This is a genomic window from Pedobacter sp. B4419 (assembly GCF_059693725.1).
Genome location: NZ_JCASSL010000002.1, coordinates 2,354,378 through 2,366,431 on the forward strand (window position 1 = coordinate 2,354,378; position 12,054 = coordinate 2,366,431).

General features: G+C 39.1%; 12 protein-coding genes. 6 read left to right on the forward strand and 6 right to left on the reverse strand.

Annotated elements, in window-relative coordinates:
• The first annotated feature begins 6 nt into the window (after positions 1-6).
• Together AC570H_RS21695 and AC570H_RS21700 are read left to right on the forward strand one after the other, a co-directional pair.
• Complete coding sequence (locus AC570H_RS21695; protein ID WP_497358890.1) at positions 7-774, forward strand: TatD family hydrolase; 768 nt, start codon at positions 7-9, stop codon at positions 772-774.
• A gap of 245 nt (positions 775-1,019) precedes the next feature.
• Positions 1,020-2,039, forward strand: coding sequence for an asparaginase (locus tag AC570H_RS21700; RefSeq protein ID WP_497358893.1), 1,020 nt, complete (start codon positions 1,020-1,022; stop codon positions 2,037-2,039).
• Between the two features lies 1 nt (position 2,040).
• Here the strand turns inward: AC570H_RS21700 and AC570H_RS21705 are convergent, their stop codons facing one another.
• Positions 2,041-2,265, reverse strand: a complete 225-nt coding sequence (locus AC570H_RS21705) for a (4Fe-4S)-binding protein (protein ID WP_497358895.1) — start codon at positions 2,263-2,265, stop codon at positions 2,041-2,043.
• A gap of 291 nt (positions 2,266-2,556) precedes the next feature.
• Here AC570H_RS21705 and AC570H_RS21710 point away from each other — a divergent pair, with 291 nt between their 5' ends.
• On the forward strand, positions 2,557-3,972 hold the full coding sequence (locus tag AC570H_RS21710; protein WP_497358897.1) for an MBL fold metallo-hydrolase: 1,416 nt from the start codon (positions 2,557-2,559) through the stop codon (positions 3,970-3,972).
• A 39-nt stretch (positions 3,973-4,011) separates the two neighbouring features.
• The gene (locus tag AC570H_RS21715) at positions 4,012-4,986 is read left to right on the forward strand and encodes a YpdA family putative bacillithiol disulfide reductase (protein WP_497358899.1); all 975 of its coding nucleotides are present in this window, start codon (positions 4,012-4,014) and stop codon (positions 4,984-4,986) included.
• Positions 4,987-5,019: 33 nt separating this feature from the next.
• On the opposite strand, the gene AC570H_RS21720 is transcribed toward AC570H_RS21715, so the two are convergent.
• Both AC570H_RS21720 and AC570H_RS21725 read right to left on the reverse strand, forming a co-directional pair.
• Positions 5,020-6,102 carry a redoxin domain-containing protein gene (locus AC570H_RS21720; protein WP_497358901.1) on the reverse strand — a complete coding sequence of 361 codons (1,083 nt, stop codon included), beginning with the start codon at positions 6,100-6,102 and terminating at the stop codon, positions 5,020-5,022.
• A 118-nt stretch (positions 6,103-6,220) separates the two neighbouring features.
• Complete coding sequence (locus tag AC570H_RS21725; protein WP_497358903.1) at positions 6,221-7,093, reverse strand: TlpA family protein disulfide reductase; 873 nt, start codon at positions 7,091-7,093, stop codon at positions 6,221-6,223.
• A gap of 481 nt (positions 7,094-7,574) precedes the next feature.
• Here AC570H_RS21725 and AC570H_RS21730 point away from each other — a divergent pair, with 481 nt between their 5' ends.
• Both AC570H_RS21730 and AC570H_RS21735 read left to right on the forward strand, forming a co-directional pair.
• A complete protein-coding gene (locus AC570H_RS21730; protein WP_497358905.1) occupies positions 7,575-8,639 on the forward strand; it encodes a sensor histidine kinase in 1,065 nt (354 codons plus the stop codon).
• Positions 8,636-9,301 (forward strand): LytR/AlgR family response regulator transcription factor, encoded by a 666-nt coding sequence (locus AC570H_RS21735; protein ID WP_497358907.1) that lies wholly within the window; start codon positions 8,636-8,638, stop codon positions 9,299-9,301. Before AC570H_RS21730 ends, AC570H_RS21735 begins: the two co-directional genes overlap by 4 nt.
• Before the next feature lie 76 nt (positions 9,302-9,377).
• On the opposite strand, the gene AC570H_RS21740 is transcribed toward AC570H_RS21735, so the two are convergent.
• The 3 genes from AC570H_RS21740 to AC570H_RS21750 form a co-directional block, all read right to left on the reverse strand.
• Positions 9,378-10,139 (reverse strand): hypothetical protein, encoded by a 762-nt coding sequence (locus tag AC570H_RS21740; protein WP_497358909.1) that lies wholly within the window; start codon positions 10,137-10,139, stop codon positions 9,378-9,380.
• A 355-nt stretch (positions 10,140-10,494) separates the two neighbouring features.
• A complete protein-coding gene (locus AC570H_RS21745) occupies positions 10,495-10,968 on the reverse strand; it encodes a YdeI/OmpD-associated family protein (RefSeq protein WP_497358910.1) in 474 nt (157 codons plus the stop codon).
• Between the two features lie 85 nt (positions 10,969-11,053).
• A complete protein-coding gene (locus AC570H_RS21750; RefSeq protein ID WP_497358912.1) occupies positions 11,054-12,037 on the reverse strand; it encodes an alpha/beta hydrolase in 984 nt (327 codons plus the stop codon).
• Positions 12,038-12,054: the final 17 nt, after the last annotated feature.

Here is a 12,054-nt window from a genome sequence, read left to right on the forward strand (position 1 = left end):
TGCATCATGTTGTTAACCGATACCCATACCCATCTTTACTACGAAACCGATCCGGCCAAAAAGGCATTGCTCATGGAGCGCTGTTTAGCAAATGAAGTGAAACGTCTTTTCTTGCCCAATGTTGATGTGACTTCTATTGCCATGATCGACGAGTTGGTACAACAATACCCGACAAACTGTTTTGCCATGGCGGGGCTGCATCCATGCGACGTGAAAGAGGGTTATGAACAACAGTTGGAAACCATTTTTAAGAGCATCAACGGTCGCCAGATTTATGCTATTGGCGAAATCGGCATCGATTTGTATTGGGACAAATCCACATTGGCTATCCAGCAAGATGCCTTTAGGCAGCAAATCAACTGGGCAAAAGAATTGGGCCTGCCCATTGTAATCCACTGTCGCGAAGCCTTTGATGAGGTATTTGAAGTATTGGACGATATGAACGACGAGAAGCTGCGGGGCATTTTTCATTGCTTTACCGGTAATTTAGAACAGGCCAAAAGAGCCATCGCTTTAGGTTTTTATTTGGGTATTGGAGGCGTAGTGACCTATAGGAAGGCAGGCTTGGATTTAGTGTTGGAACAAATTCCGCTAGCCGATATTGTGTTAGAAACCGATTCGCCTTACTTGGCACCCGTACCATTCAGGGGCAAACCCAACGAGAGCAGTTATTTGGTACATATTGCACAAAAAGTAGCCGATATTTATGGCTTAAGCATCGAAGAAGTAGCTGAAGTTACTACGGAAAACTCGAAGAAAGTTTTTGGAGTTTAGATTAAGGTAAGATGGAATATGTAAGATGGAATATGGTGTTTAGCTTTTTCTTATTTGCGAATTTCGTTAAATAAGTAATATATACGAGTTTAAATTTGATGAATTTTTAATAAATAGCTATATAAATTAACAATATGTTAATTTGTGGCTAAAAGATAAAGGTTGCTCGCAAATCGGCAAAAAGGTCTTTGGGATTTGAAATAACATTCCAACTTTGCAATAGTAAAATTTTCAAACCAAGTGGAATGACCAAAATTCTCATCATCTATACTGGAGGTACTATCGGGATGGTAAACGATGCCAAAACCGGTACGCTTATTCCTTTCGATTTCGAGCAGATCCAACAAAATGTACCTGAACTTGCCCGCCTGAATTATCAATTGTCGGTACATTCCTTTAATCCAATTTTAGATTCGTCTAATATGGATCCCGAAATTTGGGCTTCTTTGGCTCAGTTAATTCAGGAGAAATACGAGAGCTTTGATGGTTTTGTAATTCTGCATGGTTCGGATACGATGTCTTTCACGGCATCGGCATTGAGCTTTATGCTACAACATTTGGCCAAACCAGTGGTGTTAACAGGTTCGCAATTGCCAATTGGCGAAATCAGGACGGACGCCAAAGAAAATCTGATCACCGCTTTAGAAATCGCCGCCACTAAAAAAGACGGCAAGCCAATGGTGCCAGAGGTTTGTATCTATTTTGATTATCAATTGTTCCGTGGCAACAGATCTATTAAATACAATTCAGAGAAATTTGAGGCTTTCTCCTCTCCAAATTATCCAATTTTGGCAGAGGCAGGGGTGAATCTTACTTTCTTCCCCAACTATATTTTGCCGGCGCCTTCAAAACCTTTTCAAATCCATACCGCATTTAATGCCAATATCGGAGTGTTGAAAATGTATCCAGGCATTACCGAACGGGCAGTAAAAGCAGTAACCGAATCGGCGGTTGATGCGATTGTTTTAGAAGCATTTGGGTCGGGGAATACCACAACGGCACCTTGGTTTATCAATTGCCTGCAAGAAGCTATAGCCAGTAATAAGATCATTATAGATATTTCTCAATGCAAGGGAGGCTCGGTTCAGCTTGGCTTGTACGAAACCAGTAGGAAATTGCAGCAGATGGGTATTGTAAGTGGCAACGACATGACTTTTGAGGCGACCGTAACCAAATTAATGTATTTAATGGGCCAGGGGTTGAGCACTACAGAGGTGAAACAATTACTAGAAGTATCTATTGCTGGCGAATTAACTGCTGGTTAGGCTATTTTTCATCACTTAAAATGTAGCTTAAAGCACCAGAAGGACATTTTTCAATTTGGGCAATTATGACTGCTGTCGAAGCACCCATTGCTTCGATCCAAGGTTTTACTTTTGGATTGAAAACAGTTGGTAGGCCTCTAAAACAAATGGCAGAATGTATACATTTTGCAGGTTGCCAAATAATCGTTACTTCTCCATTGGTATATTTTTTGGTAATGTCTTTCATATGAATAAGCCTCTATTAAATATACTGATTTTAAACGGACAGCTAAAGTAGGGCACCGTAAAACTTATGTAAACAAAGTCTCTAGACTATGGAAAGCTCATGGAAAATGAGTTGGTTTGTAGCTTAGGGAAGAGATAGAAGGTAAGATGGGAGATGGAATGGAGTTAGCAATTGCTAGTTTGCAGTTAACCAGATTAACAATTAAACAATATTAGCAATAATGGAAGAAGCTTTTCCTTTTCTTAGCGTTTAAGAATCGAGGCTTTTTGTTAATTTTATAAAAAATTGAAGATGAAGATTGAGCAAATTTATACGGGATGTTTAGCCGAAGCGGCTTATTATATTGAGAGCAATGGCGAAGCAGCGATTATCGATCCGTTACGTGAGGTTGATCCTTATTTGAAAAAAGCCGATCATAATGGCGCTAGCATCAAATATATTTTTGAAACCCATTTTCATGCCGATTTTGTTTCTGGCCATGTAGATTTGGCAGAAAAGTCTGGTGCGAAAATTATCTACGGACCAACCGCAAAGACACATTTCGAATCGCACATTGCAACAGATGGCGAGCAATTTAAAATTGGCGACCTAACCATCACCGCTTTACACACACCTGGACACACGCCAGAATCGACCACCTACTTGCTAACAGATGCCAACGGCAAAGACTATTGCATTTTTACCGGCGATACCTTGTTTATTGGTGATGTAGGCAGACCAGATTTGGCCCAAAAAGGTTCGTTAACGATGGAAGACATGGCGGCAACGCTTTATGATTCGCTGCACAACAAGCTTATGGTGTTGGCCGATGATGTCATCGTATATCCTGCACATGGCGCAGGCTCAGCCTGTGGAAAAAACATGAGTAAGGAAACCTTTGATACGCTTGGCCATCAAAAAGAGGTGAATTATGCCTTGAAAGCAACATCAAAAGCACAATTTATAGAAGAGGTAACTTCGGGTATTTTGCCTCCTCCACAATATTTCGCCAAAAATGCAGCCATGAACAAAGGTGGTTACGAAAGCATTGACGAGGTATTTGAAAAAGGCTTGGTGGCTTTAAATCCTAACGATTTCGAAGATATGGCCAACCAAATAGGGGCCTTGATTTTAGATACGAGAGATCCGCAGGATTTTGCCAAAAGTTTTATTCCAAATTCGATTAATATAGGCCTGAATGGCCAGTTTGCCCCTTGGGTAGGCGCTTTGGTTACCGATTTGAAGCAAGAACTGCTGTTGGTTACCGAAGAAGGCAAAGCCGAAGAAGCAATTACCCGTTTGGCCAGAGTAGGGTATGATAATACCATTGGTTACCTTGAAGGTGGCATACAAGCTTGGGAAGCGGCGGGAAAAGAAGTAGATCGCATCGAATCGATCAGTGCGACGGAATTTGAGCATGTCATCAATACCAATCCTTCGGCCAATGCCTTAGATGTACGCAAACCGGGCGAATACGAAGCCGAGCACCTCGAAGCTACCTTAACCCGTCCGCTTGACTACATCAATGACTGGACAAACGAAATCAAGCCTAATGAAACTTATTACATCCACTGTGCAGGTGGCTATCGCTCCATGATTGCAGCTTCCATCTTAAAAGCACGTGGTGTAGAAAATGTGATTGATGTAGCTGGAGGCTATGGAGCTATTAAAAACACCAATCTCAAACGTACAGATTTTGCCTGTCCAAGCAAGGCAATGAAAGCCTAAAGCAGAATTTTAAGCTTTCGCTTTGCGAAACACGATCAAATGAAAGAAAATCCGATTGCATCTTACGATGTCTTGATTATTGGTGCGGGTCCAATTGGGATGGCTTGTGCCATTGAAGCGCAACAGGCTGGGCTTAGCCATGTCATTATAGAAAAGGGTGCTTTGGTAAACAGCCTGTATAACTATCCGGTGTTTATGACTTTCTTTTCTACTTCGCAGAAACTGGAGATTGGCGGCGTACCTTTTGTGAGCATCAGCACCAAGCCCAATCGCAATGAAGCTCTAGAATATTATCGTCGCGTTGCCGAAAAATTCAAGCTCAATATCCGTCTGTTTGAAGAAGTTAAAGCAAGCGAGCAACAGGCTGAGGGATTTTTCAAAATCAACACTTCCAAAGGTGATTATCAGGCTAAAAAAGTAATTATTGCCACGGGTTTTTACGATGTGCCTATTTTAATGGGTGTGCCTGGCGAGGATCTGCCTAAAGTCAAACATTACTATCAAGATCCGCATTTGTATGCCTTTAGCAAGGTAGTGGTAATTGGTGCCAACAATTCTGCAATTGATGTAGCCTTAGAGACCTATCGAAAAGGAGCTGAGGTTACTTTGGTGATTCGCGGGAGCGAAATTGGCTCGTACGTCAAATATTGGGTACGACCGGATATCGAAAACCGGATTAAAGAGGGGGAGATCAAAGTACATTATAGCAGCGAAGTCATTGCAATTACCGACAATGCCGTGAAGGTGAAAACTCCAGCAGGAGAAATCGAACTGGAAAATGATTTTATATTGGCCATGACGGGTTATCAACCGAACTTTAACCTGCTCAAATCACTTAGCGTAAGTTTAGGTGATGATCAATGTCCTGTACATGACACTGAAACCATGGAAAGTAATGTGAAAGGCCTGTATTTGGCTGGCGTGGTTTGTGGCGGAATGGACACCCATAAATGGTTCATTGAAAATTCGAGGGTACATGCCAAGCAGATCATCAGGCATATCAAAAACCAATAAAAAGGCCGTGATTTCTCAGGCCTGATCTATTTTTTAAGGCAATAATTCTTCCAGTTTCTTTCTCAAATTCTCCCCACGTAGGTTTTTGGCAATGATGATGCCTTTTTCGTCGATCAAAAAGTTGGTAGGATAAGCATTGATGCCATAAATCAAAGCTGCGGTATTTTTATCGCCTTTTAAGTCGCTTACATTTTCCCAGGTGAGGCCATCATCTTTAACAGCTTTTAACCATTGTTCTTTATTGTTATCCGCGGCTACGCCTAAAATCTCAAATCCTTTACTTTTATAAGCATTGTAGGTTTTAACAAGATTGGGGTTTTCTTGCCTGCAGGGGCCACACCAAGAACCCCAAAATTCTAACAAGATATATTTACCTTTTACTTGCGATAACTTCACCTTTTGGCCTTTGGTATTCAATTGTTCAAAATCGGCAAAATGCTCTCCAATTTTAATGCTTTGGTTCAGTTTGATGAACTCGGCTATTTGCAGGCCAAATTTGGTTTGTTTTATCGCTGGACTTAAGTTTTTATAAAGCTCATTTGTTTTTTCCTTGCCCCAAGTAGAACTATAAACATTTAGTAAATGTGCTGCAGTGATAGAGTTCGGATGGTTCTTTACATGCGCTTTATAGGCAAGAGTTTGTTCTTGATCTAAGCTGTCAAGCAATTGGCGCATCTCTTTGATCTTTTCTTGATTAGTTGTGCCTTTTATAGCTTTCATCAACTCCTCTTCTTTATCCCTCAATGGCTGTATTTTTGCATTGAGCTCATTGTTTTCGTCCTGTGTAACAGAACCTTTAATGCTGCCTTTCTTAAACTCGCCGTTTTTAACAGCTATGGTAATGGTCTTGTTCTCAAGCCAAAAGAAGACGTAATTGCTATACTTGGCGGTATAGAGTACGGCATTGCTTGCCTCTTCGGCTAATTGTCCATTAAAAATGAATTTATTGTTTTGAACCTGAACCGAGTCCAACGGCTGGTCCGCATCAGGTTTAAGATAAAGCCATGTACCATTATCTAGACCTTCGCTGGTTCCTTCTATTTTAAATTTTTGCGCCGATACCATCGTTGTATTTAATAACAATGCCGTAAAAAATACGAAGCTTAATTTTTTCATTTGTTTGGTTTGATAAGGTTAAAGATGAAGAATATAAAAGTAAAAGATGGCTCGAGTCAAAAAAATACCTGTTTTAATTGAAGTTCTGCTAATGGAAAATAGGGATGGCGCCTCTAGGTTAAAGTGCCTTTTGGATTGCTTTTTCTATTTCTTTTTGGTCAACCCCTTCCATAACTGAAATCACTTTGCCCGTTCGATCTAGTAAAACAACAGTAGGATAGGCATAAATACCCAACGAGTTGGCTAATCTTTCTCCATTGTGCAACATAGTATAAGTTGGTTTTTCTCTTTTATAAAAGAAATCTATTTCTTCTTTCTTTTCATACGCATTGATACTCAAAATTTCAATTTGTTTGCCGTACTTTTCTTGAATTTCCTTGATTTTTGGAAAAGCCTCCATGCAATAACCACAGTTTTTAATCCAGAATTCCATTAAAACTATTTTTCCTTTAACATCTTCGGATTTTAGGGTGCCGGAAGCATTAAGACTATATTTGGGCAACGACCAGTTTAGCAGTAATTGTCCTATTTGTACCAATGGCTTTCTCTCTGCTTTTTTTTCGGGTTCGTATCCTTTGTAGCTAGATGAATACCATGAATTTTCTGTGCGATTCTTAGGGTTAAGATTGATATCTGTAAAAACTGTTTTGGTATAATATTGATCCTTTGCAATGCTGTTGCTATCGAAAATCATAAAGGGCAAAAACGTGCTTTTGTCGATAAGCAACTTGTAATATTTAGTTACTTCGCTATCAAAGCTTGAAAATCCATCTGGGAAATCCATCGATTTTTTATGCAGTTCGAACTTAATGAGGTAATAGGTTTTTGCATCAACGATTGTATCGCTTACCGACTTTGGGATGCTTTTATCTTGATATAGCTGAGGGAGAAACAAACGGATTGTAGTAATGGAATTATAAAGCAACGATAGGCTCTTAAGTTGTTTTGTTGTTTTCTTTTCAAGTGCTATCGTTTTCTTTTTTTGATCCAAAAGAAAATATTCGGTCCCATTATAAATCTCTAAGATGTTTGGCGATTGGAACTGAAACCTCGCAACTTTGCCGTAAATGGCATTGTTGTATTCCACATAACTTTCGCCACTATTCTTGGCAAAGTAGTTTTCCTTAAAATTGTTGATTTCTCTATAACTATGGTAGGAAATCGACTTTAATTGGTTTAGAGTTTGACTTGTGCGATTGAGCAAAGAGTCTGCAGTTATATTTTTTTTAGCCGAGGCTCCTAGGTGCAGCAAAAAAATGGAAATGGCCGAAATAATGTAAATCTTCATGAGAATTCTGGTTTTGGTTTTCCAAATTTAGGAGGAAGAAGACGAGTATTTTTTTGAATTAGACGAGGCTCGAGATCAATTCGACAGAAAGCTAAAAAATGGGTTTAGTCGAAGAATTACAGGTTTTAGTCGAAAAACAGGGAACCGAAAATGTGGATTGCCAAATAATTTTTACCTTGCTGCCGTGCCTATCAACCAGGATTTTAAAATTTCAAAATATGCTAAAATCGAAATCGTTTTCTTTTTGGTTTATTTTTATGCTATTGGTTTACTTTCCAGTTTCGAATATAATTTATGGGAAGAAAACCGGATAGGAATTTCAGCTGTAGAACTGGAATTTGCGCTGGTGTACGGCACCCATAACCTAATTGCCTTTCTGCTGTTTTATAAAGGATTGCAGTACTGTTTGAAAAAAAATAAATTATCGGCATTTATAGCCCTTATTGTTTTGTTTTTGATCGGCTATTTTCTTTTTAAAAAAGCGAGTTATTTATTAATTGCCCAGCTGGATTTTCTTTCCGAAAAAATAAGAAGCGATGCCATAAAATGGTATCATTTGAAGAGACTTGGCTTTACCATAAATTATATGGCCCTGCAGCTTTGTGGTGTCGGCTTTTTAGGCTACTTTATTCATTCGGCTAAGCAAACTGAACAAATGAAAGCACTCAAAGAGCAACAATTGCTTTCAGAATTAACGTACTTAAAAGCCCAATTACAGCCACATTTCTTTTTCAATACGCTCAACAATATCTACGCACTGGCCCTTAAACAATCGAAAGATACGGCTCCGTTGGTAGCCAAACTGTCTGAAATGATGCGCTACATGCTGTATCAATCTGAGCAGGAGCGTGTGTTGCTCAAAGATGAAATCGCTTTTATCAAGAATTATGTAGAAGTAGAGCAGATCCGTTATCGGGATGCCATTTCCATACAGCTAGAAATACAAGGCATTGATGAACATGTTACCATTAGTCCATTATTGTTGTTGCCTTTTATTGAAAATGCTTTTAAGCATGGAATAGAAGACGAACAAAACAAAGGTTTTGTTAAGATTGTAATTTGCCAAACCGAAGATGAACTGTTGATGGAAATCGGCAATAGCATTGCGAAAGATACTACAAAACCTGGTGGCATCGGACTGGCCAATGTACAGAAACGGCTGGAACTGCTCTATCCAAATGTCTATCAATTGGAACAGCAAGCCGACGAAAAAACTTATCAGGTACGCTTAACTTTGCAAATGAAATGATCAACTGCCTCATTGTAGACGACGAACCGCTGGCACAGGAGATATTAGCTACTTACGTGCAAAATACAAGTACTTTGTGTTTGGTGAAAACCTGTAATACGGCCTTGGAGGCTTTCGAGGTATTACACCAGGAAAATATCGATTTATTGTTTTTGGATATCAAAATGCCAGGAATGAGTGGAATTGATTTTGTAAAATCGCTAAAAAATCCACCAGCAGTCATATTTACAACAGCCTTTTCTGAATATGCAGCTGCAAGTTACGACCTGGAAGCAGTAGATTACCTATTAAAACCCATTACCCAAGAACGTTTCGACAAAAGCTTAGCGAAATTTTTTAAACTGCAGCCCATAGCAGAAGAGATAAAGGATTATACTTATTTTAAAGTGTCTGGCAAATTGGTGAAAGTGCCACATGCCGATATTTTATATGCCCAATCGATAAAAGACTATATTTTATTGTACACGCTTAACGGCAACCTGATTGTACACATGACCATGAAATACCTAGGAGAATTGTTGCCTGAAAAAGAATTTGTAAGGGTACATCGTTCTTACCTGGTTAACTGGTCGGCTGTGCAGGTAATCGGCAAAAACCAATTGCGCATTAACGAAGTCGAAATTCCTATTGGCGAAAGTTATAAGGGTTTATTGGCTTATTAGTTTACTGGTTCATTGGTGTCACTTGTTCATTAAACGAATCGTCATCCTGGACTTGATTCGGGATTTTATTGAATGATTAATTTTTCTGCCTTTCAAAATATTTGCCAGTATATTTATAAGTAATAAATTTTGGGGTTACTTTCCCGTCTTCTTTAACTACCGGAATCTTGATTTCTTTCTTCACTTTATCAAAATAAATAAGCTTTACAGGTCTTTCCTTTCGGTCAAAAACAGAGAAAAAATCAAATTCGAAACCTAACAAATTATTAATGCCACTTTGGGTTTTAATTAGTTTGGCGTCTTTGAGTTGCTTGTTCTCAATTTTAAACATGTTGATGCTTTGATAAGATAGCTTAGTTGACAGAATGGCGTTGAGATAGCCAAGATAGATAGGCCCTGTATCCGTCTTTAATGTAAATATTTCTGAAAAGAAACCCTCACTCGAATCGATAGATTTGGAAAGTACTGTGTTGCCTGATTGGTATTGGTAAACGTTTTCAAAAAAATGCATGGTCCCGCCAGTATAGGTGTCCCATGAATAAATTCTAAAATTTTTATCGGCCGAAGTAGCAATTATTAAATGCTCTTTTTGCAATGCCGAAAATGCATAACTTAAAGTTTGAGGTTGATTATCCGTATACCTGAGCAACTTGTTTTTTAGAATATTGTTCTCTTTGCTTAAGGAATCTTCTACGCTAATTTTGTCTTGATAACCAATGTTCGACCAATAATTGATTCTTTTCAAGGTTTTTAACAGATCTTTCTCAATAGTGGATAAACTTTGTCCAAATGTTGTCATTGAATAACCAATCAAAAGAATGGTAATTAATTTTTTCATTTGTTTAGATTGGATTAAGGATTACCAGTTATGTAAATTTTACTCTTTTTTTGCAAAAGTGAAAACAAAAATAGGCGAAATGATATAAAAGCCATATGTTTTGATAAAATGTAGATGCCATTTTGCTTTCGAAATAAAAACCAAATGCAAAGCAGTAGGAAAATTGTTAAACTTATAATGCCTATTGGATAGTGTATTGTTCCTCATGTAAGCTGAGGATGCTGAAAAGTTAAGATTCCATAAGCCTGTGCTTTTATTAGCGCTCTTAACTTGTAAGACTTGGTTCACAGGCTCGCAATGACGATTTACTGAAAACTGAAAACTACCAACTAATAACTAAAAACTAATACCTATGCTAAGGTATCCTCACATTTTGTGATTTTTGCAAGAGCTGCTCAATCACTTTATCGATGTTCTTTTGTAGCGTTTCTGCAGTTTTGATATAATAGAGGTATTTGAAAATATCTTTTTTTCTGGCCGGACTGAGCTTGTCGAATTCTTCATTAAGGTTGTTTGCCTTTAGTACTTTAGTTAGTGCATCAGGCATTGCATACATTTTTTCTAACAATTCTTCGTTTTGCTCAATGATAAAAGTAGCCATTTCTCCTACGGCAGTTTTTCCCCCTTTCATCATGATCAGGTTGACAAACAAACGATAAGGCGCATTTTTGACTGGAACCAAGGTCTGTTTAAAATCGAAATCATTGATTTCTCCTTTGATACGGATATAGCCCTTCTCTTTTGTGAGCTTTTCTGTAAGCTCCAAAGGCACATCAACTGCCCAATTGATACCTATCTTGTAAATCACAGCTTTAAAATGATGTTTCATTTGAATAATGTTAAACCTTCCGATCATCAATCCATCTCACCCTCAACCCTCAACCCTCAACCCTCAACCCTCAACCCTCAACCTTCTACCTCCCCAGCCTGGCCTTAATGAATCCATCCATTGCTTTCTCTACGCCGGGAATGTCTTTCGAAGTAATGGAAGAACCAATCACATGATTGCCAGTATTAGGCAAAGCCACTTTTTCTTTCTGGTTGGCCGGAGTACCCAATTCATCGAACATTTTGAGCATGGCATCTACACGAACCACTGGGTCTTGCTCGGTCTTGTTTTTATAATAATACAATAACAGTACGGGCTGTTTTACCTTGGCAAACAATTCGGGTGTCATGGCCGTTTCGAGCATTTCTTCCAGTTCAACTACCGATTCTAATCGATAATGTGTATACCAGTATTTTTGGTACTCCAGGGTTTTGCCGTCTACCTGTCGTTCGTCGCCACCAGTTACCTGACGGGCAATTTGCAGGCCCCAGGGATTATTCAATAGCCAAGCCTTCGAATCGTTAATGGCAATATTCGGCGATAGCAACACCAAGCTATTCACCTCTGGATAAGCAGCCGCCAGTTGCAGGGCTAAACTTCCGCCAGTAGAAGTGCCAACCAGAATTACCTTTTTGCCTAATTTCTTGCCAATAGCATAGGCCAATTTGCCACTTTCCCATAATCGCTCTGCTGTAAAATGCTGCATTGGAGCTACGGTGTCGAGACCATGATCGGCCAGTCGAGAAAGGTAAAGATTGGCATGTAAGGCTTTGGCCAGATAAGAATAAGCGGGATCGCCCTCTTTTTTGGAAGCCGAAAAGCCATGCAAATAAACCAAGGCATATTCGGTTTGCTGATGCGTGCTGTCTGCCCAAACAATTTCGGCTTCGTTACCTGGTTTTACCTTGTATTTGGCTTCTTGTTTCGCTACAAAATCAGACAATTGGCTAAGTGCCGGAACAGTGGGCAAGCGATCGCCATACACCGGTTTTTTAGGATGTGGGCCAAGCAAATAAACAATAGCAAGTACAACAACGAGCACTAGGAGGATACCGAGGAATATTTTCATTGGGTTTATCTTATTTA